General features: G+C 70.5%; 19 protein-coding genes. 3 read left to right on the forward strand and 16 right to left on the reverse strand.

Translation table 11 applies throughout. From position 1 onward, the window contains the following. Window positions 1–153: 153 nt before the first annotated feature. From K3769_RS05710 to pgsA, 14 genes are all read right to left on the reverse strand, one after another. Window positions 154–702 carry an adenine phosphoribosyltransferase gene (locus K3769_RS05710; protein WP_267025363.1) on the reverse strand — a complete coding sequence of 183 codons (549 nt, stop codon included), beginning with the start codon at window positions 700–702 and terminating at the stop codon, window positions 154–156. Then, window positions 699–1,832, reverse strand: coding sequence for a protein translocase subunit SecF (secF, locus tag K3769_RS05715; protein ID WP_267025364.1), 1,134 nt, complete (start codon window positions 1,830–1,832; stop codon window positions 699–701). The genes K3769_RS05710 and secF overlap by 4 nt, the downstream gene beginning before the upstream one ends. A gap of 1 nt (window position 1,833) precedes the next feature. Continuing rightward, complete coding sequence (gene secD, locus K3769_RS05720) at window positions 1,834–3,585, reverse strand: protein translocase subunit SecD (protein WP_267025365.1); 1,752 nt, start codon at window positions 3,583–3,585, stop codon at window positions 1,834–1,836. 140 nt (window positions 3,586–3,725) lie between these two features. Continuing rightward, a complete protein-coding gene (yajC, locus tag K3769_RS05725; protein WP_267025366.1) occupies window positions 3,726–4,271 on the reverse strand; it encodes a preprotein translocase subunit YajC in 546 nt (181 codons plus the stop codon). A 164-nt stretch (window positions 4,272–4,435) separates the two neighbouring features. Beyond that, window positions 4,436–5,506 carry a Holliday junction branch migration DNA helicase RuvB gene (ruvB, locus tag K3769_RS05730; RefSeq protein WP_267025367.1) on the reverse strand — a complete coding sequence of 357 codons (1,071 nt, stop codon included), beginning with the start codon at window positions 5,504–5,506 and terminating at the stop codon, window positions 4,436–4,438. Between the two features lie 165 nt (window positions 5,507–5,671). After that, window positions 5,672–6,283 (reverse strand): Holliday junction branch migration protein RuvA, encoded by a 612-nt coding sequence (ruvA, locus tag K3769_RS05735; RefSeq protein ID WP_267025368.1) that lies wholly within the window; start codon window positions 6,281–6,283, stop codon window positions 5,672–5,674. Then, complete coding sequence (ruvC, locus tag K3769_RS05740) at window positions 6,280–6,825, reverse strand: crossover junction endodeoxyribonuclease RuvC (protein WP_267025369.1); 546 nt, start codon at window positions 6,823–6,825, stop codon at window positions 6,280–6,282. The genes ruvA and ruvC overlap by 4 nt, the downstream gene beginning before the upstream one ends. 185 nt (window positions 6,826–7,010) lie before the next feature. Continuing rightward, a complete protein-coding gene (locus tag K3769_RS05745) occupies window positions 7,011–7,763 on the reverse strand; it encodes a YebC/PmpR family DNA-binding transcriptional regulator (RefSeq protein WP_267025370.1) in 753 nt (250 codons plus the stop codon). Window positions 7,764–7,839: 76 nt separating this feature from the next. Then, window positions 7,840–8,445, reverse strand: coding sequence for a pyridoxal 5'-phosphate synthase glutaminase subunit PdxT (gene pdxT / locus K3769_RS05750; protein WP_267025371.1), 606 nt, complete (start codon window positions 8,443–8,445; stop codon window positions 7,840–7,842). An 83-nt stretch (window positions 8,446–8,528) separates the two neighbouring features. Further along, window positions 8,529–9,452, reverse strand: coding sequence for a pyridoxal 5'-phosphate synthase lyase subunit PdxS (gene pdxS, locus K3769_RS05755; protein ID WP_267025372.1), 924 nt, complete (start codon window positions 9,450–9,452; stop codon window positions 8,529–8,531). A 187-nt stretch (window positions 9,453–9,639) separates the two neighbouring features. Continuing rightward, a complete protein-coding gene (locus tag K3769_RS05760) occupies window positions 9,640–10,185 on the reverse strand; it encodes a hypothetical protein (protein WP_267025373.1) in 546 nt (181 codons plus the stop codon). A 161-nt stretch (window positions 10,186–10,346) separates the two neighbouring features. Beyond that, the gene (locus K3769_RS05765; protein ID WP_267025374.1) at window positions 10,347–11,516 is read right to left on the reverse strand and encodes a glycosyltransferase family 4 protein; all 1,170 of its coding nucleotides are present in this window, start codon (window positions 11,514–11,516) and stop codon (window positions 10,347–10,349) included. Then, on the reverse strand, window positions 11,513–12,568 hold the full coding sequence (locus K3769_RS05770) for a phosphatidylinositol mannoside acyltransferase (protein WP_267025375.1): 1,056 nt from the start codon (window positions 12,566–12,568) through the stop codon (window positions 11,513–11,515). The genes K3769_RS05765 and K3769_RS05770 overlap by 4 nt, the downstream gene beginning before the upstream one ends. Further along, entirely contained in the window at window positions 12,565–13,344 is a 780-nt protein-coding gene (gene pgsA / locus K3769_RS05775; protein WP_267031257.1) for a phosphatidylinositol phosphate synthase, read from the reverse strand. The genes K3769_RS05770 and pgsA overlap by 4 nt, the downstream gene beginning before the upstream one ends. A gap of 237 nt (window positions 13,345–13,581) precedes the next feature. On the opposite strand from pgsA, the gene K3769_RS05780 reads away from it, so the two are divergent. Then, window positions 13,582–15,780, forward strand: coding sequence for an elongation factor G-like protein EF-G2 (locus tag K3769_RS05780; RefSeq protein ID WP_267025376.1), 2,199 nt, complete (start codon window positions 13,582–13,584; stop codon window positions 15,778–15,780). A 156-nt stretch (window positions 15,781–15,936) separates the two neighbouring features. Next, window positions 15,937–17,610, forward strand: coding sequence for an AbeC-like domain-containing protein (locus K3769_RS05785; protein ID WP_267031258.1), 1,674 nt, complete (start codon window positions 15,937–15,939; stop codon window positions 17,608–17,610). A gap of 36 nt (window positions 17,611–17,646) precedes the next feature. Here the strand turns inward: K3769_RS05785 and K3769_RS05790 are convergent, their stop codons facing one another. Beyond that, complete coding sequence (locus tag K3769_RS05790) at window positions 17,647–18,207, reverse strand: HIT family protein (protein ID WP_267025377.1); 561 nt, start codon at window positions 18,205–18,207, stop codon at window positions 17,647–17,649. 67 nt (window positions 18,208–18,274) lie between these two features. Between K3769_RS05790 and K3769_RS05795 the strand changes: the two genes are divergently transcribed. Next, window positions 18,275–18,931, forward strand: coding sequence for a potassium channel family protein (locus K3769_RS05795; RefSeq protein WP_267025378.1), 657 nt, complete (start codon window positions 18,275–18,277; stop codon window positions 18,929–18,931). Between the two features lie 44 nt (window positions 18,932–18,975). Here the strand turns inward: K3769_RS05795 and thrS are convergent, their stop codons facing one another. Continuing rightward, window positions 18,976–20,952: a threonine--tRNA ligase gene (thrS, locus tag K3769_RS05800; RefSeq protein ID WP_267025379.1), complete on the reverse strand. Its 1,977-nt coding sequence runs from the start codon at window positions 20,950–20,952 to the stop codon at window positions 18,976–18,978. Window positions 20,953–21,031: the final 79 nt, after the last annotated feature.

Here is a 21,031-nt window from a genome sequence, read left to right on the forward strand (position 1 = left end):
ACCCCATGGTAGCGATGCCGACCCCGGGTCTCCCCTTCGGCCGGTGGGACGGGGTTCCACAGGAGAAACACGAGAGGCGGGTCCCGGATTCCTCCGGGCCCCGCCTGCGCGGTGTCCTGCGGGGTGCTGAGCGGTGTCGGGCGGTGGCCGCGCTCAGACCGTGAGCAGTGCCTCCAGCGGAACGCCGTCCAGAGCGGGCTCCAGACGGGCACGGCCGCCCAGGAAACCGAGCTCCATGAGGACGGCGACCCCGGCGACCTCGGCGCCCGCCCGGCGGATCAGCCGGAGCGAGGCCTCGGCGGTGCCACCGGTGGCGAGGACGTCGTCGACGACCATGACGCGGTCGCCCGGCGTGAGGTCCTCGGCGTGCACCTCGATCTCGGCGGAGCCGTACTCCAGGTCGTACGACTGGCTGAGGGTCGCTCCGGGGAGCTTGCCGGCCTTGCGTACGGGGATGAAGCCCAGTCCGGCGCGGACCGCGACGGGTGCGCCCAGGATGAAGCCGCGGGCCTCCAGGCCGACGATCTTCGTGGCGCCGTTGCGGACACTGATCTCAGCCAGTGCCTCGGTGAGTGCCGTGAACGCCACCGGGTCCGCCAGGAGCGGGGTGATGTCCTTGAACATCACGCCCGGCTCCGGGTAGTCCGGCACATCACGGATCCGGCTGAGCAGCAGTGCCGTGGTGTCCGCGGGACCGGTCATCGGCGCTTGCCCGAGGGACGGCCGCGGCCCCTGCTCCGGGAGGACGGCTGGGCGCGCTGGGCACGGGGCCCGACGACCGCGGGGGTCGCCTCGTCGTCCTCGGGCTCCTCGTCGTCGTACGAGCGCTCGACGACCGGGGCCTCCAGTGACTCGCCCTTCGCCGCGGCGGCGGCCCGCTTGGCCAGGATGCGCTTCCTCAGTGCCTTGATCTGCGGCTCGCGCTCCTTGAGGTCGGCGACGAGCGGCGTGGCGATGAAGATCGAGGAGTACGCGCCGGCGGCGAGACCGACGAACAGCGACAACGAGATGTCGTTGAGCATGCCCGCGCCGAGGACACCACCGCCGATGAACAGCAGGCCCGCCACCGGGAGCAGCGCGACGACCGTGGTGTTGATGGAACGCACCAGGGTGCCGTTGATCGAACGGTCGGCGATCTCGCTGTACGTGTAGCGGGTCTGTTTGGTGATGTCCTTCGTCTGTTCCTTGAGGCTGTCGAAGACCACCACCGTGTCGTACAGCGAGTAACCGAGGATCGTGAGCAGACCGATCACGGTGCCGGGGGTGACTTCGAACCCGACGAGCGCGTAGACACCGACCGTGATGGTGATGTCGTGGATGAGCGCCACGAGGGCCGCCGCCGCCATGCGCCACTCGAAGGCGATCGCCAGATAGATCACGACGAGGACCATGAAGATCGCCAGGCCCTGCCAGGCCTTGTTGGCGATCTGTTCACCCCAACTGGGGCCGACCAGATCGGCGTTGATCTTCTCCGCGTCGACCTTGAGGTCCTTGGCGAGGTCCTTCTTGATCTGGTCGGACTTGCCGGTGTCGACACCGGCGACCTGGATGCGCAGTCCGCCGTTGCCCAGCTTCTGGACGATCGCGTCGTGGCCTGAGGCCTCTTCCGCGTACGTCTCGGCCTGGCTCACCGAGACGCTGGTGCGCTCGGTGGTGAAGACGGCGCCGCCCTGGAACTCGATGCCCATGTTCAGACCGCGCACCGCGAGGCCCAGGATCGCCGTGATGGTGATCAGGATCGAGACGCCGTACCAGATCTTGCGCTTGCCGACGAAGTCGTAGCCGATCTCGCCGCGGTGGAGCCGGGCGCCGAGGGTGCCGAGTTTCGACATCTCACGCCTCCTTCGTGTCGACGGGGGCGGACGCACGACGGGTGCGGCGCAGCGGCGGCTGCACGCCCAGTCGCTTCGGGTCGAGGCCGGACCAGCTGTGGCCCTCCGCGAAGAACTTCCTGCGGGCCAGGAGCGTCATCAGCGGCTTGGTGAAGAAGAAGACGACCACCACGTCGAGCACGGTGGTCAGCCCCAGGGTGAAGGCGAAGCCCTGGACCTTGCCGACGGTGACGATGAAGAGCACGGCGGCGGCGAGGAACGACACGAAGTCGGAGACCAGGATGGTGCGCCGGGCACGCGGCCAGGCCCGCTCGACCGCGGGACGCATCCTCCGGCCTTCGCGGATCTCGTCACGGATGCGTTCGAAGAACACGATGAACGAGTCCGCCGTGATGCCGATGGCCACGATGGCGCCGCAGACCGCCGGCAGGTTCAGCGCGAACCCGATCGTCGGGCCGAGCAGCGACATGATCACGTACGTCATGACCGCGGAGACCAGCAGCGAGGCGATGGCGATGAGCGACAGGCCGCGGTAGTAGACCACCAGGTAGATGATGACCAGCGCCAGTCCGATGGCGCCGGCGATCAGACCGGCCTCCAACTGCTCGCCGCCGAGCGCGGCGGTGACGGTGGTGACGCTCGCCTCGGTGAAGGTGAGCGGCAGCGCGCCGTACGACAGCATGTTGGCGAGGTCCTGGGCCTCCTGCTGGTCGAAGCTGCCGGAGATCTCCGCGGTGCCGCCGGTCAGCGCCTGGCTGACGTACGGGTCGGAGACGACCTCACCGTCGAGGACGATGGCGAACTGGTTCTGCGGGGACTGGTTCTGCGCCAGCTTGCCCGTGATGCTCGCGAACTTCTTGCCACCCTTGTCCGTGAAGTCCATGGTGACTTTCCAGCCCGCGGCACCCTGGGTGTCGAACACGGCCGAGGCCTTGTCGACGTCCGTGCCCTCGACCTCGGCCGGGCCCAGGATGTACTTCTGCCACTGGCCCTGCGAGTTCTGGCCGCAGGCCACGGTCGGGTCGCCGGCCTTGACGCCGTCGCCGGCCTTGGCGCGGACCGTCTTCTTGCTGCAGTCCAGCGCGGTGTACTGCGCCTGGAGCTTGGCGGTCGCCGGGTCGGTGCTCGCGGACGCCGAGGGGCTGGCGGCGGCGGACTCGCTGCCCGTGCTGCTCCCCGAGGGAGTGGGGTCGGCCTTCAGCGCGTCGGTGACCGCCCTGCCCTGCGAGGTGGCGGAAGCGGAGGGCGACGAGGAGGAGGTGGCCTTCTCGCTCTCCTTGGCCGAGGCCGAGGGGCTCGCGGAGGAGCCGCCGGACGCGCTCGGGGACGGGGTCGCGGCGTCGGCGCCGGTGACCTCGGTGACCAGCACGGGGCGGAAGTAGAGCTTGGCGGTGGTGCCGACCTGCTCCCGGGCCTGCTCGGAGTTCGTACCCTTGGGGATGTTGACGATGATGTTGCTGTTGCCCTGGGTCTGCACCTCCGCTTCGCTGACGCCCAGACCGTTGACACGGCGGTTCATGATGTCGACCGCGGTGTCCATGTTGGTCTTGTTGATCGCGTTCTTCTGACCGGGCTCGTTCTTCGCCTGGAGCGTGATGCTCGTACCGCCGGCGAGGTCGATGCCCAGTCGCGGTGTCGTGTGCCCGGAGGCGAACATGCCGCCGGTGAGCGCCACGATGGCGATCAGGATCAGGGCCAACGTGCGCCCTGGCTTGCCCTGGGTGCCCTGTCGGCCCTTCTTGGGTGCTGCCACCTTCTCGTTCTCCCTCTTCGTCCGCCCGGTCTCTCGGTACCTTCGCGGACGGGCATCAAATGGTGTGGAGGTTCCGCGCGAAGCCGGACGTCCGGGGACCGAGGCGCGCGAGCGGCGCACTGAGCGGTCCCCGGACGTGGCTACTTCGTGTCGGACTCGCCGTCGGACTTCTTCAGGTCTGCGGCGTCGGTCTTCTTCGGCTCCGCGGCGGCGGGCTCGTCGGCCGGCTCGACGACGGGCTGGACGGTCGGTTCGCCGACCGGCTCGGCGACCGGCTCGACGGCCGCGTCCTTCTTGCCGAGGTCGATGGCCTTGTCGTCGGAGGCGTCGACGGGCTCGTCCGTCCCGGTGAGGGAGGAGGCGTCGTCCGGCACGACCGATTCGTCGGACTTCAGGTCGTGCTCGATGCCGTGGACGATGCGGTTGTACTCGTCGTCGCCGAGGACCGCGCCGATGGCGTTCTTCGCGAAGAGCAGGTCGACGCCCGGGCCCGCGTCAAGAAGGACCGTCTCCTCGTTGACCTCCTTGACGGTCGCGTACATGCCACCGATCGTGCGGACACCGGTGCCGGGCTGCATCTCGTTGCGCATCTGCGCAGCCGCATTCTGCTTCTTCTTGGCCGACCGGGTCATCAGGAACATGGCCCCGATGAGCACGATGAACGGGAGGAGGGTCACGAGACTCACGGGACGGAACTTCCTTCATTCGACCGCGATGGTGAGCGGCCTGATGGATGGGGGTATGTACGCCGTCGACAAGGGCGGCATCGGCGGAGTCTAAGCGAGTCCGCCGTCAAGGAACAACGCTCAGCATGGCACCGGGGTTCCTGACCTCGCGAGCCCCCTCGCCGTCACGCCCCGAACAGGTCCCCTTGTCCGTTTCCACCCGTTGACGACCGGGGCGGGGTGAGGCCGAGATGCGCCCAGGCCGCCGGGGTGGCCACCCGCCCGCGGGGGGTGCGCGCCAGCAGCCCCTCGCGTACGAGGAAGGGTTCGGCCACCTCCTCGACGGTCTCCCGCTCCTCCCCCACGGCCACGGCGAGCGTGGAGAGACCGACGGGCCCGCCGCCGAAGAGCTTGAGCAGAGCTTCCAGGACGCCCCGGTCGAGGCGGTCGAGGCCGCGGCTGTCCACTTCGTACACGGCGAGGGCGGCCCCGGCGATGTGCCGGTCGATGACGCCGTCGGCCTTGACCTGGGCGTAGTCGCGGACCCGGCGCAGCAGACGGTTGGCGATACGGGGCGTGCCCCGGGAGCGGCCGGCGATCTCGGCGGCTCCGTCCGGGTCGATCTCCACGTCGAGCAGATGTGCGGATCGGTGGATGACCCGCTCCAGCTCGGCGGGCTCGTAGAACTCCATGTGGGCGGTGAAGCCGAAGCGGTCGCGCAGCGGGGGCGGCAGCAGACCCGCGCGCGTGGTGGCGCCGACGAGTGTGAAGGGCGGCAGTTCGAGCGGGATGGCGGTGGCGCCGGGGCCCTTGCCGACGATGACGTCGACGCGGAAGTCCTCCATCGCCATGTAGAGCATCTCCTCGGCCGGGCGCGACATGCGGTGGATCTCGTCGAGGAAGAGGACCTCTCCCTCCTGGAGGGAGGAGAGGATCGCAGCGAGGTCGCCCGCGTGCTGGATGGCGGGTCCGCTGGTGATGCGGATGGGGGCTTCCATCTCGGCGGCGATGATCATCGAGAGGGTGGTCTTGCCGAGGCCGGGGGCGCCGGAGAGCAACACGTGGTCGGCGGTGGCGCCGCGCGCGCGGGCGGCGCGCAGGACGAGGTCGAGCTGCTCGCGGACCTTCTCCTGGCCGATGAACTCACCGAGGTCCTTGGGCCGCAGGGCGGCCTCGACGGCCTGCTCCTCACGGTCACCGGCCGCGCCGACGAGCCGCTCGGCGCTGCCGTCGTCGGTCGTCTCGTCCCAGTTCATTCGGTGTGCCTCGCGAGGTAGGGGTAGGGGTCGGAGTCGTACGGGCGTGGGGTCGTCTTTCGCCGGAGCGCGGACGCGTCAGTGCGCGCTCCGTCAGGGGCGCGGGGAACCGCGCGACCAGCCCTCATCGGCCCGCACGTTCATGACCGCGCCCCCGAGCGGAACTCAACGCGCCCGGTTGAGGCTCTGCAGCGCGGCCTTGAGGAGCTGACCGACCTGCGGCGTCCCGCCCGCGGCCTCGGCCTGCGGCGCGACCGCGGAAACCGCTTCGTCGGCCTCCCGCGTCGCATACCCGAGCCCGATCAGCGCGGCGTGCAACTGCTCGCGCCATCCGGCGGCGACGGGCCGTCCGACGGCGGCGCCATCGGTGCCGAGGGGCCCCCCGAGGCGGTCCTTCAGCTCAAGCAGCAGCTTCTGGGCGCCCTTCTTGCCGATGCCGGGGACGGCGGTGAGCGCCTTCTCGTCCCCGGTGGACACCGCGCGGCGCAGGGCGTCCGGGCTGTGCACGGCGAGCATCGCCTGGGCCAGCCGCGGCCCGACACCGCTCGCGGTCTGCAGCAGCACGAAGGTCTGGCGCTCGTCGTCGTCCACGAAGCCGTACAGCGTGAGCGAGTCCTCGCGGACGACCAGGGAGGTGGCGAGCCGGGCCTCCTGGCCCATGCGCAGCCCGGAGAGGGTGTCGGGGGTGCACTGGACGGCGATGCCGATTCCGCCCACCTCGACCACCGCGGAGTCGGGGGCGAGTGCGGCGACCTTGCCGCTGACGAAGGCGATCATCGGGTGACCTTCCGGCTGGAGAGCTGGGCCCGGCGGTGCGCGGCCTGTGCCTGCTGGAGGCGGTTCACGGCCGGGGCACGCCAGATGTGACAGATGGCGAGGGCGAGGGCGTCGGCGGCGTCGGCGGGCTTGGGGGGCGCGTCGAGCCGCAACAGCCGGGTGACCATGGCGCCGACCTGGGCCTTGTCGGCGCGGCCGTTGCCCGTGACGGCGGCCTTGACCTCGCTGGGGGTGTGCAGGGCGACGGGAATGCCGCGCCGGGCCGCACAGAGCATCGCGACCGCGCTGGCCTGGGCCGTGCCCATCACCGTACGGACGTTGTGCTGGCTGAACACCCGCTCCACGGCGACGTATTCGGGGCGGTGCTCGTCGAGCCACTGCTCGATGCCCTGCTCGATGGCGACGAGACGCTGCCCCAACTCCGCGTCGGACGGGGTGCGGACGACTCCGACGGCGACCATGGTGAGCGGCCGGCCCGCCACGCCCTCGACGACACCGACACCGCACCGGGTCAATCCGGGGTCAACGCCCAGTACCCGCACCCGGCCCCCTCCTTCGAGTCATCGGCCCCACCCGGCCGCCACCGGGGAGCTGTCCCCGATTCGTGCAGGTTATCGGGTGCCACCGACAACGCCCGCCAGCGACGCCCGACAAGGCGAGGGCCGACAACGGGACGGGCCGACGGGATGTGCCCCGTCGGCCCGTTGAGCCCGTACCGTCCTCGGTGTTACGCGTCGACCTTCTCCATGACCTCGTCGCTCACGTCGAAGTTGGCGAAGACGTTCTGCACGTCGTCGCTGTCCTCCAGGGCGTCGATGAGCTTGAAGATCTTCCGGGCGCCCTCCTCGTCCAGCTCGACCTGCATGGTCGGGACGAAGTTGGCGTCGGCCGAGTCGTAGTCGATGCCCGCCTCCTGGAGCGCGGTGCGCACCGCGACCAGGTCGGTGGCCTCGGAGAGGACCTCGAAGGTGTCACCGAGGTCGTTGACTTCCTCGGCACCCGCGTCGAGCACGGCGCCCAGGACGTCGTCCTCGGACAGCTCGCCCTTGGGGACGATGACGACGCCCTTGCGGTGGAAGAGGTACGAGACGGAACCCGGGTCCGCCATGTTGCCGCCGTTGCGGGTCATCGCGACACGGACGTCCGAGGCGGCGCGGTTGCGGTTGTCGGTGAGGCACTCGATGAGCACCGCGACACCGTTCGGCCCGTAGCCCTCGTACATGATCGTCTCGTAGTCGGCACCGCCGGCTTCGAGACCACCGCCGCGCTTGACCGCGGAGTCGATGTTCTTGTTCGGGACCGAGGACTTCTTGGCCTTCTGGACGGCGTCGTAAAGCGTCGGATTGCCGTCGAGGTCCACGCCGCCCATACGCGCCGCGACCTCGATGTTCTTGATCAGCTTCGCGAAGAGCTTGCCGCGCTTGGCGTCGATCACGGCCTTCTTGTGCTTCGTCGTGGCCCATTTAGAGTGGCCGGACATCTGCCTGTCTCCTTCGCGTAACCCAACCAGTACGAGCTCCCGAGGCTTCGAGAGCCTGGGGGACCCCCAGATCCTACTAGGACGCCGCTGTCCGGGTCGCGCGCACCATGTCGACGAACAGTCCGTGCACGCGGTGGTCACCGGTCAGTTCCGGATGGAACGACGTGGCGAGCGCGTTGCCCTGGCGTACGGCGACGATGTGACCGCCGTACTCGGCGAGCACCTCGGCCCGCGCGCCCACCGATTCCACCCAGGGCGCCCGGATGAAGAGCCCCTCCACAGCATCGCCCTCGATGCCCGTCACGTCGACCTTCGCCTCGAAGGATTCGTTCTGCCGGCCGAAGGCGTTGCGGCGCACGATCATGTCGATGCCGCCGATGGTCTCCTGGCCCGAGCGCGGGTCGAGGATCTTGTCGGCGAGCATGATCATGCCCGCGCAGCTGCCGTAGACGGGCAGGCCGTCCCGCACGCGCGCGCGAAGGGGCTCCATCAGGCCGAAGAGGACGGCCAGTTTGGAGATGGTGGTGGACTCACCGCCGGGGACGATCAGTCCGTCCACCTCGGCGAGTTCCTCGGGGCGCCGCACCGGCCTGGCCACGGCGTCCGCCGCGGCCAGGGCGATGAGGTGCTCCCGTACGTCGCCCTGGAGGGCCAGGACGCCTATGACGGGGGTGGTGCTCATCTACGGAGTGCCTGCCTTGTGTGAAGGGGTGCCCTGGAGGGGGTGGTTTCCGTCCGGACGGCGCTCACCGTCCGGAAGGAGGTTCACCAGCCGCGGTTCGCGTAGCGCTCGGACTCGGGGAGGGTGTCGCAGTTGATGCCGACCATGGCCTCGCCCAGGTTGCGGGAGGCGTCCGCGATGATCTTCGGGTCGTCGTAGAAGGTGGTGGCCTTCACGATGGCCGCGGCGCGCTTGGCCGGGTCGCCGGACTTGAAGATGCCGGAGCCGACGAAGACGCCCTCGGCCCCGAGCTGGCGCATCAGCGCGGCGTCGGCGGGGGTGGCCACGCCGCCCGCGGAGAACAGCACGACCGGGAGCTTGCCCAGTTCGGCGACCTCCTTGACGATCTCGTACGGGGCGCGCAGCTCCTTGGCGGCGGCGTACAGCTCGTTGTTGTCGTAGCCGCGCAGCCGGGCGATCTCGTTCTTGATCTGGCGCAGGTGGCGCACGGCCTCGACGACGTTGCCGGTGCCGGCCTCACCCTTGGAGCGGATCATGGCGGCGCCCTCGGCTATGCGGCGCAGGGCCTCGCCCAGGTTGGTCGCGCCACAGACGAAGGGGGTCGTGAACGCCCACTTGTCGGAGTGGTTGACCTCGTCGGCCGGGGTGAGCACCTCGGACTCGTCGATGTAGTCGACGCCGAGGGACTGCAGGACCTGGGCCTCCACGAAGTGGCCGATGCGCGACTTGGCCATCACCGGGATCGAGACGGCCTCGATGATGCCCTCGATCATGTCCGGGTCCGACATGCGTGCCACGCCGCCGTCCTTGCGGATGTCGGCCGGGACCCGCTCCAGGGCCATGACGGCCACGGCGCCCGCGTCCTCGGCGATCTTCGCCTGCTCGGGCGTGACGACGTCCATGATCACGCCGCCCTTGAGCTGCTCGGCCATGCCGCGCTTCACGCGCGCGGTGCCGGTGGCCGGGGTGTCGGTGGACGGGGCGGGGTGTGAAGGCGTGCTGGACACGGGGTGACCTCACTCGGTGAAAGAGGGCTTCTGCAGATACCGAGGAAACGCCCGGAGACCAGGCCACAGCAAGGGCCAATGGGCAGGCGGTGGCTCATTTTCCGCGCGCCGGTAGGCCTTTCCCCTGGTCAGCGCTCCGCGCTGAGGGCTGGTGCGTGGGTGGCCACGCGCGCGTGGGCCGCGTGGACTACGTCCCGGGGCGGTCCGCCAGTGCCGTCGGGGGCTCGTCGTCCATTTCGAAGGCCAGGGGGAACGGGGCGTGGCCGGCCAGCCGGAACCAGCGCACCGTGCGGTGGCGGCGCAGGGCGCGGGCCGCGCGTACGGCGTCGTTGTGGAAGCGCCTGGCCATCGGTACGCGGCGGACCGCCTGGGCGAGTTCGCGGGCCGCGTCCTCGCCGCCCGGCGCCGCCTGGACCGCTTCCACCTGCTCGGTCTCCCCGAAGACGGCCCGCAGCGCCTGGCTGAGGTCGCTCTCGGCGACCTCCCGGTGGTCCTCCTCGGCCTGCCGGGCGGCGTGCGCGGCCTCGTAGAGCACCATGGAGGCGGCCGGATCGAGCACCCCGGCGGTGGCCAGTTCCTGGGCCACGGAGGCACGCCGCAGCAACTGTGCGTCCAGCGCCGCGCGGGCCGCGTCGATGCGTGCGTGCAGCCGGTCGAGGCGGCCCGCCGTCCAGCTCAGGTAGAGGCCGATCGCCGCGAGGGCGATCACGATCCAGATCAGTGTGGAGGTCACGGGCGCACACGCTACCGGTGGGGCCCGCCCCGCCTCCGGGTGCCGGCCCGTTGGGGGCCGGCCGCGCTTTTCAGCCCGTCCGGCGTTTGAGGACGAGGCCGTTCAGGCCGACGGCGGGGTCTGGGGGCGCAGCCCCTGGGGGACGGCGCTTCTCAGACCCGTCAGTCCCGTGCCAGGCCGAAGCGGGCCAAAAGACCCCCCGGCTCCGCCGGTTCGTCCGCGGCCACCGCCGCCGCCCCGTCCGTGACCGTCTCGTACACGGACAGGATGTCCGCGCCGACCGTCGACCAGTCGAAGCGCCGCACGTGCGCGCTCCCCCGCTCGTGCAGTTCCGCGCGTCGCGCCGGATCGCCGAGGAGCCGTACCGCCGACGCGGCCAGCGCGTCCGCGTCCTCGTTGGTGAACAGTTCGCCCGCCGCGCCCTGGTCGAGGACCTGGGCGAACGCGTCCAGGTCGGAGGCGAGCACGGGCGCACCCGCCGACATCGCCTCGACCAGGATGATGCCGAAGCTCTCGCCGCCGGTGTTGGGCGCGACGTACAGGTCGACGCTGCGCAGGAACCGCGCCTTGTCCTCGTCGCTGATCATGCCGAGGAACTCGACGCGCGGGCGCAGCTCCGCCGGAAGCTTCTCGACCGCTTCCTTCTCGTCGCCGCGCCCGGCGACCAGCAGCCGGGTCTCCGGCCGCTCGGCGAGGATCTTCGGCAGCGCCTTCATGAGGACCGGCAAGCCCTTGCGGGGCTCGTCGATACGGCCCACGAACCCGATCGTGCCGCCCTGCCACGCGGGGTTGGGCTCGGCCTTCGCGAAGTAGTCCACGTCGACGCCGTTCGGGATGACCACGGCGTCGCCGCCCAGGTGCTCGACGAGCGTGCGCCGCGCGTACTCGCTCACCGCGATCCGCGCGCTGATCTTCTCCAGCGCGGGCTGCAGGATCGGGTACGCCGCGATCATCGCCCGGGACCGCGGGTTCGACGTGTGGAAGGTGGCGACGATCGGGCCCTGGGCCGCCCAGCAGGCCAGCAGGCCGAGGGAGGGCGAGGCCGGCTCATGGATGTGGATCACGTCGAAGGTGCCGTCGTGCAGCCAGCGGCGGACCCGCGCGGCCGACAGGAACCCGAAGTTGAGGCGCGCGACCGAGCCGTTGTACGGCACCGGTACGGCGCGGCCCGCGGAGACGACGTACGGCGGGAGCGGTGTCTCGTCGTCGGCGGGCGCGAGGACGGACACGTGGTGCCCGAGCGCGATGAGGTGGTCGGCCAGGTCGCGGATGTGGAACTGGACTCCGCCGGGGACGTCCCAGGAGTACGGGCAGACGATGCCGATCCTCATGGCCGCTCCCCCGGCCGGACCTCGTCGCCCCGGACCTGCTCCCGGTCCCCGGCCGAAGAATCGTGCCCGGCCCCACCTTCGTGCGCCGCCCGACCTTCGTGTCCGGCCCGGTCGTGCTGTGCTCCGGCGGGGGTCTCCCCCTCGGTCGTCCCCGGGCGGGGCTCCAGGTCGGCGAGCCACAAGCGTTGCAGCATGTGCCAGTCCTCCGGATGGTCGGCGATCCCCGTGGCGAAGGCATCGGCCAGCGCCTGCGTCATCACAGACGTCTTCTCGGCCCGCGTACCTGACTCGGGTACGTCGACGGGGGGATGGACTCGGCCACGCATCACGGGCGATTCGTCGTACCACAGGGTCACCGGCAGCAGCAGCGCACCGGTCTGCTGGGCGAGCAGCGCCGGGCCCGCGGGCATCCGGGTGGTGTCCCCGAAGAAGGAGACCTCCACCCCGGAGGCTGACAGGTCGCGCTCGGCGACCAGGCAGACCAGGCCGCCGTCGCGCAGCCGCCTGGCCAGCGTGCCGAACGCGGTGCCCCCGCTGTGCGGCAGCACCTCCATGCCGAGGCCCTCGCGGTACGCCACGAACCGGTCGTAGAGCTTCTCGGGCCTGAGGCGCTCGGCGACCGTCGTGAACGGCGTCTCCAGCTTCGTGGTGACCCAGGCGCCCGCGAGGTCCCAGTTGCCCAGGTGCGGCAGCGCGAGGATCACGCCCTTGCCCGCCGCGAGCCCCTCGGTCAGATGGTGGAGGTCCTTCGGCTCGAAACCGCTCCTGATGCGGTCCTTGCTCCAGGCGGGCAGCCGGAACGACTCCATCCAGTAGCGCAGATACGACCGCATGCCCGCGCGGGACAGCTCCGCGAGCCGCTCCGGACTCGCGTCGGGCAGCACGCGCGCGTAGTTCGACTCCAGACGCAGTACGCCCTTGCCGCGCCGCTTCCAGGTGATGTCGGCGATGGTCCGGCCCAGGCGCACGGCCACCGGCTCGGGGAGCTTCTTGACGGCTCCCCAGCCCGCGGCGTACGCGCCGTAGGTCAGCTGGTCCCGCAGACCGCTCACGAAGTGGCCCCGCTGTTGTGCGAGGCGTTCCCCGGCGTGTTCCCGGGGGTGTCTCCCGGGGTGTTCCCGGGCGGGGCGGCGACCGCCGCGTCGGCCTCGGCCGCCTCCCGGCGCACCGTGACGACGCGCTGGATCAGGGTGACGACGCTGCCCACGGCGACGATCCACAGCGCGATCGGCAGCAGCACCTCGATACCGGGCACGCCGAAGGTCTTGTGGAAGCCCGCCAGACCGGCCGCGACCAGCGAGATGACCAGGCGTTCGGCGCGCTCGACGAGGCCGTTGACGGCGACGGGCAGGCCGATCGACTCGCCCCGGGCCTTGGTGTACGACACCACCTGGCCACTGGCCAGGCAGAAGATCGACACGGCGCACAGGACGAGGTTGTCGCCGCCGCCCGCGTACCAGAGGGCGAAGCCGCCGAAGATCGCGCTGTCGGCCACCCGGTCGAGTGTCGAGTCGAGGAAGGCGCCCCAGCGGCTGGAGCGGCCCAGCTGGCGCGCCATGTTGCCGTCGACCATGTCCGAGAACACGAACAGGGTGATGACGATCGTGCCCCAGAAGAGCTCGCCGCGAGGGAAGAAGACCAGCGCTCCCGCGATCACTCCGGCCGTGCCCAGGATGGTGACCGTGTCGGGGCTCACCCCCCGGCGGATGAGAAACGCGGCGAACGGTGTGAGGACACGCGTAAAGAATGCACGCGCGTACTTGTTCAGCATGGCCTTCCCGACGGTCGGTGTGGCCGGGCGGCCCCTGCTGGCCACCGGCTGGCCCATCGTAGCCACGCGTGCGCGTGTGCGACGGTCGGGCACCCGCCGCCCGGGTCACGTCCTGGTGACATCCGGCGGGTGCGGCGGGCGGCACGGCGGGGGCGGCGCGATCGCGTCCGTTGTATGGACGCACCGTGACACGAGTGCGAAGCTCGATGGCACCGCGGGCGTCATCGGAGCCGCCATTCGCGGATCCGCCGGCCCGCGCCCCCAGTGACCTCACCGTGCACGGGAGGCAATTCCATGGGCGACAAGGCGAACGGACACCCCGGAGCCGCCGGCAGGGCTACGGCGGCCGACCACCCCGCGTCCGTACGGAATGTGGTGCTGGTCGGCCACAGCGGTTCGGGCAAGACGACTCTGGTGGAGGCTCTCGCGCTGACCGCGGGAGCGGTGAACAGGGCGGGCCGGGTGGAGGACGGCGGCACCGTCTCCGACTACGACGAGATCGAGCACCGGCAGCAGCGCTCGGTGCAGCTCTCACTGGTCCCGCTCGACTGGGACGGATACAAGATAAATGTGCTGGACACTCCCGGTTACGCCGATTTCGTCGGCGAGCTGAGGGCCGGTCTGCGAGCCGCGGACGCGGCCCTTTTCGTCGTCTCGGCCTCGGACGGGGTGGACGGCGCGACGCGCATGGTGTGGGAGGAGTGCGCGGCGGTCGGCATGCCGAGAGCCATCGTGGTGACGCACCTGGAGTCGGCGCGGGCCGACTTCGACGAGATGATCCGGATCTGCGCGGACGCCTTCGGCGGGGACGACCCCGACGCCGTACTGCCGCTGTATCTTCCGCTGCACGGCTCCCAGGGACCCGACGGGCATGTGCCGGTGACGGGGCTGATCGGGCTGCTCTCGCAGCGGCTGTTCGACTACTCGTCCGGGGAGCGCAAGGAGTCCGAGCCGGGCCCCGAGCAGCTGCCGCTCATCGAGTCGGCCCGCAACCGGCTGATCGAGGGAATCATCGCCGAGAGCGAGGACGAGTCCCTCATGGACCGCTACCTCGGCGGTGAGGAGATCGATTTCCGGACACTCGTGCAGGATCTGGAGCGGGCCGTCGCGCGCGGGGTCTTCCATCCGGTGCTGGCCGCCGCGCCCGCCGCCGAGGGTGCCCGGCAGGGGCTGGGCACGGTGGAGCTGCTCGAACTGGTCACGGGCGGCTTCCCGACGCCGCTGGAGCGCGAGGCCCCGACGGTCACCACCCCGGACGGCCGGGCCCGGCAGGTCAAGGCCTGCGACCCGGACGGGCCGCTGGTCGCCGAGGTCGTGAAGACCGCCTCCGACCCGTACGTCGGCCGGGTCTCGATGGTGCGGGTGTTCTCCGGGACCCTGCGTCCGGACGAGACGGTGCACGTCTCGGGGCACGGGCTCGCGGACCGGGGTCACGAGGACCACGATGTCGACGAGCGCATCGGCGCCCTGTCGGCCCCCTTCGGCAAGCAGCAGCGCGCCCTCACGCACGCCATCGCGGGCGACCTGGCCTGTGTGGCCAAGCTGAACCGCGCCGAGACCGGTGACACGCTCTCGGCCAAGGACGACCCGCTCCTGATGGAGCCGTGGCGGATGCCCGACCCCCTGCTGCCGCTCGCCATCCAGGCGCACAGCAAGGCTGACGAGGACAAACTCTCGCAGGGCCTGGGCCGGCTGGTAGCCGAGGACCCCACCATGCGCCTGGAGCAGAACCAGAACACCCACCAGGTCGTCCTGTGGTGCCTGGGCGAGGCCCACGCGGACGTCGCCCTGGAACGGCTGCGCAACCGCTACGGCGTCCAGGTCGACGTCGTACCGCACAAGGTGTCCCTGCGGGAGACGTTCGCCGCCAGGTCGGCGGGACGGGGCCGTCATGTGAAGCAGTCCGGCGGGCACGGGCAGTACGCGATCTGCGAGATCGAGGTGGAGCCGCTGCCCGGCGGCTCCGGCATCGAGTTCGTCGACAAGGTGGTGGGCGGTGCCGTGCCCCGGCAGTTCATCCCGTCCGTGGAGAAGGGGGTGCGCGCCCAGGCCGCCAGGGGCGTAACCGCGGGCTATCCCCTCATCGACGTGCGGATCACGCTGACCGACGGCAAGGCGCACTCCGTGGACTCCTCCGACGCGGCGTTCCAGACCGCCGGCGCGCTCGCCCTGCGGGAGGCCGCGACCGACGCGCGGATCCATCTCCTGGAACCGGTCGCCGAGGTGACGGTGCTGGTGGGCGACGAATACGTCGGGGCCGTGATGAGCGATCTGTCGGGCCGGCGCGGGCGGGTGGTCGGCACCGAGCAGGCGCCGGGCGGCCGGACCCTCGTACGGGCCGATGTCCCGGAGATCGAGATCGGGCGGTACGCGGTCGATCTGCGCTCCCTCTCGCACGGCACCGCGCGCTTCGACCGCACCTACGCCCGGCACGAGCCCATGCCCCCGCAGTTGACCGACCGGATCCGCGAACAGGCGCAGGGCGCTCACTAGTTGATCTCCCCCTCGATTCGGCGGGCGGCTGCGGCCGTCCGCCGACGAATGTCGGCCCCTGGCGATACTCTGAGAACCTGATCAAGACGATGACCTGATCAACAGGTGTGCGGAGCACCGAAGTCGGGAATGCCGCAGCAGCGGGGCAAGGCGGCGATGGGGGCGGCAATGGCGGACGACGCATTCGATTTCAGCCCGGGAGCACAGGTACCGCTCTCGGGTTCCGCGGGACAGACGGCGGCGACGTTCGCGCTCGCCTCCGCGGCCTACCGGGACAGTCCCGTCGAAGCGATCCTCGACGCCAACAGCGAGTGGCACCAGTCGAAGGTCTCACCGGGACAGAAGTGGGCGTCGATCTTCAAGCCGAACCTGGGCGAGGCGTTCTCCCGGGCCGTGCAGGTCCGGATGCTGGGCGGCGGTCGCGCCCCGCTCATCCAGTCCTTCGGCACAGAGCCGCAGGTGGTCGTCGAGCACTGCCTGGCGGCGAACCGCATCCGCAAGGAGCGGGACAGCTGGCTCACCGCCGTGATGGCGCTGACCGGGCTGATCTTCCTGCCCGGGCTGCTCATCTGGCTGCTGGTCTTCCAGATCCGCCGCTCGGTCGCCAAGTCCGAGGACAAGCGCGCCGGAGCCCTCGGCACCGCGATCCTGATCGGCGTGGGCGGCCTCGCGGTCCTCTTCCTGCTGAAGATGCCGTTCAGCGGCTTCTGGGCCTGGTATGCGCGCGCCGCGATCGTCGCGCCCGTCCTCGGCTGGGTCTGGGCCAAGCAGATCTGCGAGCGCACCGCCCGCGACCTGCGGGATCGCTGGAGCGGCCTGCTGGCGGGCGGCGGCATCGGCGCCAAGATCCCCGAGGCGGTGCCCGGCAGCCCCGGCGAGACGGCGGCCGAGCGGCTGCGCCAGGGCCTGGCCCGGCTGAGCGCGGAGCAGCAGTCGAACTCGGTCTTCTACGCGGGCCCCAAGGGAATACTGGGCATGGGCACGCGCTGGGGCACCTGGCAGCTCGCCGAGGACCTGGTGTCCGCCGACCCCACCAAGGAGATCCATCCGTTCCGCAGCTGGGACGTCATCCGGTCGATCCACGACCAGTTGCGCATGCTGGAGCGCGGCCCGCTGAACACTGGTGGTTTCCCGGCGCCCTCGATAAAGCACTGGGTGGTCACACCGGTCAACGAGAACGCCGGCTCGGTCTCCCGTCCCGGCGGCACCGACGTGGACGCGTACCAGATCAAACAGCACAAAATACAGGAGATCTGCAACAAGCAGCAGTTCGGCAGCGGTGACCGGCACTACCTCGGGGTCCAGTGGACCCTCTGGGACGGCCAGTTGGTCATCACGATGCTGATCACCGTCACCGTGCTGCACGAGACCCTGCGCATCGAGGTCACCGGACACGCGCTGGGGCCCGTGCACTCGCTGTTCACCAGCGGGCCCGCCGCCAAGACGAAGACGGTCCCGAAGACGGTCAGGTTCTGGGAGACCAAGACGCAGAAGCTGCCGCTGATCGACGCCGACGAGGTCGTACGGCTCGCGGTGCGCGCGCCCTTCACCTGGTATCCGCCGATCCTCGACCACCTCGGCGGCAAGCTGACCCTGCCGGAGCCCTTCGGTCTGCGGCACGCCTGGGCGGCCAAGCCCTGGCGGCACCGCTTCATGGCGGACGACGCCCTGCGCGCCGCGACCCCCGTGCTGCGGGTGGTGCACGCGGCGGCCATCCGGGTGCTCAACGACAACGGCGTGGACACGACCAAGTTCGGCAGCCGTTCGTCCGCCCTCAGCGGGGCCGTCCAGGAGGCCTCCCCGAGGAAGGCGGACCTGTACGACGCGTAGGCGTCTACACCGGGTGGACTTCCGGGAGGCCCGGCCTCAGACCGACGGCCAGGCCTCCGCGAGCATCTTCCGGGTGTCCGCGAGGAGCTGCGGGAGCACCCGGGTGTGCCCGACCACCGGCATGAAATTCGTGTCCCCGCCCCAGCGGGGCACGAGGTGCTGGTGGAGGTGCGCGGCGATGCCGGCCCCCGCGACCGCACCCTGGTTCATCCCGATGTTGAACCCGTGCGCACCGGACGCGGTCCGCAGCGCGGTCATCGCCTGCTTGGTCAGCTCACCGAGCTCGACGGTCTCCGGGGCGGTCAGATCGGTGTAGTCCGCGACATGCCGGTAGGGCACGACCATCAGATGCCCACCGTTGTACGGGTACAGGTTGAGCACCGCGTAGACCTGCTCGCCGCGCTTGATGACGAGCCCGTCCTCGTCGGATTTCGCCGGAATCGAACAGAAGGGACAGCCGTCGCCGGCCCCGGGACCGGTCGGCTTGTTCTCACCCTGGATGTATGCCATCCGGTGGGGCGTCCACAGGCGCTGGAACGCGTCCTGTGTGCCGACTCCGATCTGCTGCTCCGGCTCACTCGTCATGTGAGGAAGCATATGGCTTCGCCCGTTCACGGCGTGTCGCCGGGTACCGCGGACAGCGGCCCGCCGCCAAGCTGAGGTGATGGACGACGACACCCGCACGACCCGCTGGGAGCGCCGCACCGAGCTGCCGCTCGTCGTCGCCTCGGTCCTCTTCTTCACCGCGTACGCGATCCGGGTCCTCGGCCACGCACTGCCCGAGCCGTGGCCGGAAGCCTGTGCCGCGGCGATGCTGGCGGCCTGGGCGGTGTTCGCCGCCGACTACGCCGTGCGCTGGCGGCTGAGCGGCCAGGGGCCCGGCTTCGTACGCAGGCACTGGCTGGACACGGTCGTCCTGGTGCTGCCGCTGCTGCGCCCGCTGCGCGTGGTCAAGGCCTACGAGACCGTGCAGCGCCGCCGCGGCCGGCCCCGGCTCGCCCTGCACGCCCGCGTGATCACGTACGCGGGGCTTGCCGTGTCCCTCCTCGGCTTCGCGGGCGCGCTCGCCGTGTACCAGCAGGAGCGCACGGCCCCGGACGCGACGATCCACACCTTCGGCGACGCGGTGTGGTGGACCTGCGCGACGCTGGCGACCGTGGGGTACGGCGACGTGGCGCCCGTGACACCGGTGGGGCGGTTGATCGCGGTGGGCCTGATGGCCTGCGGACTCGCCCTGCTCGGCGCGGTGACGGGGTCGTTCTCGTCGTGGCTGCTGCAGGTCTTCGCCGGCGAGGGCAACGAGAAGCCCCCGGGCGGCTGAGCCGGCCGGGGGCTTGCCGTCGCGCGCCTCGGCGCGCGGGAGCCTCAGATCTGCACCCGCTCCTCGACGACCTTCGCGATCTTCGCGATGGCCTCGTCGAGCGGAATGCCGTTCTCCTGCGAGCCGTCGCGGTAACGGAAGGAGACGGCACTGGCGGCCATGTCCTCGTCACCCGCGATGACCATGAAAGGCACCTTCTGCTTCTGGGCGTTGCGGATCTTCTTCTGCATGCGGTCGGAGGACGAGTCGACCTCGACCCGCAACCCCTTCTTCTTCGCCTCCGCGGCGAACTTGTGCAGATAGTCGATATGCGCGTCGCCGATCGGGATGCCGACCGCCTGGACGGGCGCAAGCCACGCCGGGAACGCGCCCGCGTAGTGCTCGAGGAGCACCGCGAAGAAGCGCTCGATCGACCCGAACAGCGCACGGTGGATCATGACCGGGCGCTGCTTGGTGCCGTCGGGGCCGGTGTACTCCAGGTCGAACCGCTCCGGCAGGTTGAAGTCGAGCTGCACGGTCGACATCTGCCAGGTCCGGCCGATCGCGTCCTTGCACTGGACGGAGATCTTCGGCCCGTAGAACGCGGCGCCGCCCGGGTCGGGGACGAGCGGGAGGCCCTGCTTCTCGGCCACCTGCCGCAGCGTCTCGGTGGCCTCGTCCCAGACCTCGTCCGAGCCGACGAACTTCTCGGGGTCCTTGGTGGACAGCTCCAGGTAGAAGTCGGTCAGGCCGTAGTCGCGCAGCAGCCCGAGCACGAAGGTCAGCGTCCGGTCGAGCTCCTCGGCCATCTGCTCGCGGGTGCAGTAGATGTGCGCGTCGTCCTGGGTGAAGCCGCGGGCGCGGGTCAGCCCGTGCACGACGCCCGACTTCTCGTACCGGTACACGGTCCCGAACTCGAAGAGGCGCAGCGGCAGTTCACGGTATGAGCGGCCGCGCGCGTCGAAGATCAGGTTGTGCATCGGGCAGTTCATGGGCTTGAGGTAGTAGTCCACGCCCTCGTCGAGCTGCATGGGCGGGTACATGCCGTCGGCGTACCAGTCCAGGTGGCCCGAGGTCTCGAAGAGCTTCCCCTTGGTGGCGTGCGGGGTGTAGACGAACTCGTACCCCTCCTCCTCGTGGCGGCGCCGCGAGTAGTCCTCCATGACGCGGCGGATGATGCCGCCCTTGGGGTGGAAGACCGCGAGGCCCGAACCGATCTGCTCCGGGATGGAGAACAGGTCCAGTTCGTTGCCGAGCTTGCGGTGGTCGCGCTTCTCGGCCTCGGCGAGGAACTCCAGGTGCGCCTTGAGCTCGTCCTTGGTGGGCCAGGCGGTGCCGTAGATGCGCTGGAGCATCGGGTTCTTCTCGCTGCCGCGCCAGTAGGCGGCGGCGTTGCGCATCAGCTTGAACGCCGGGATGTTCCGGGTGGTCGGCAGGTGGGGACCGCGGCAGAGGTCCTTCCAGCACAGGTCGCCGGTCTTGGCGTCGAGGTTGTCGTAGATGGTCAGCTCGCCGCCGCCCACCTCGACGTCCGCGCCGTCGTCGCTCGAAGCGGCGCCCTTGATGCCGATGAGCTCCAGCTTGTACGGCTCGTCGGCCAGCTCCTCGCGGGCGGCCTCGTCGGTGACCACCCGGCGGGAGAAGCGCTGGCCGCGCTTCTGGATCTCCTGCATCTTCTTCTCGACGGCCTTGAGGTCCTCCGGGGTGAAGGGCCGCGCCACGTCGAAGTCGTAGTAGAAGCCGTCCTTGACCGGGGGGCCGATGCCCAGCTTGGCCTCGGGGAACAGCTCCTGCACGGCCTGGGCCATCACGTGCGCGGTGGAGTGGCGCAGGATGTCGAGGCCGTCCTTGGAGGAGATCTCGACGCTCTCGACGGTCTCGCCGTCCTTGACCTCGTACGCGAGGTCCTTCAGCTCGCCCGCCACGCGCGCGGCGACGACGGTGCGCTCACCGGCGAAGAGCTCGGCCGCCGTAGTCCCCGTCGTCACCACGCGCTCTTCCCGCTCGGAATCGCGTTGGATGATCACACGGACGTCTGACACCGGACTCTCCTGCCTGAAGGGAACGCGCGCGGCGACTCCTGCGCGCGTCTCGGTAGCGATCGTACCGAGCCGGGGGCGC

It is taken from the genome of Streptomyces ortus (genome assembly GCF_026341275.1).
Taxonomy (GTDB): domain Bacteria; phylum Actinomycetota; class Actinomycetes; order Streptomycetales; family Streptomycetaceae; genus Streptomyces; species Streptomyces ortus.

What these genes read in the sequence shown, in the direction of transcription:
- K3769_RS05795 (WP_267025378.1), top strand. Translation starts at nt 18,275, where the DNA reads ATGGACGACGACACCCGCACGACCCGCTGGGAGCGCCGCACCGAGCTG.
- secF (WP_267025364.1), bottom strand. Translation starts at nt 1,832, where the DNA reads ATGTCGAAACTCGGCACCCTCGGCGCCCGGCTCCACCGCGGCGAGATC.
- K3769_RS05710 (WP_267025363.1), bottom strand. Translation starts at nt 702, where the DNA reads ATGACCGGTCCCGCGGACACCACGGCACTGCTGCTCAGCCGGATCCGT.
- ruvB (WP_267025367.1), bottom strand. Translation starts at nt 5,506, where the DNA reads ATGAACTGGGACGAGACGACCGACGACGGCAGCGCCGAGCGGCTCGTC.
- K3769_RS05745 (WP_267025370.1), bottom strand. Translation starts at nt 7,763, where the DNA reads ATGTCCGGCCACTCTAAATGGGCCACGACGAAGCACAAGAAGGCCGTG.
- K3769_RS05765 (WP_267025374.1), bottom strand. Translation starts at nt 11,516, where the DNA reads ATGAGGATCGGCATCGTCTGCCCGTACTCCTGGGACGTCCCCGGCGGA.
- ruvA (WP_267025368.1), bottom strand. Translation starts at nt 6,283, where the DNA reads ATGATCGCCTTCGTCAGCGGCAAGGTCGCCGCACTCGCCCCCGACTCC.
- pdxT (WP_267025371.1), bottom strand. Translation starts at nt 8,445, where the DNA reads ATGAGCACCACCCCCGTCATAGGCGTCCTGGCCCTCCAGGGCGACGTA.
- K3769_RS05790 (WP_267025377.1), bottom strand. Translation starts at nt 18,207, where the DNA reads ATGCTTCCTCACATGACGAGTGAGCCGGAGCAGCAGATCGGAGTCGGC.
- K3769_RS05785 (WP_267031258.1), top strand. Translation starts at nt 15,937, where the DNA reads ATGGGGGCGGCAATGGCGGACGACGCATTCGATTTCAGCCCGGGAGCA.
- K3769_RS05780 (WP_267025376.1), top strand. Translation starts at nt 13,582, where the DNA reads ATGGGCGACAAGGCGAACGGACACCCCGGAGCCGCCGGCAGGGCTACG.
- pgsA (WP_267031257.1), bottom strand. Translation starts at nt 13,344, where the DNA reads ATGGGCCAGCCGGTGGCCAGCAGGGGCCGCCCGGCCACACCGACCGTC.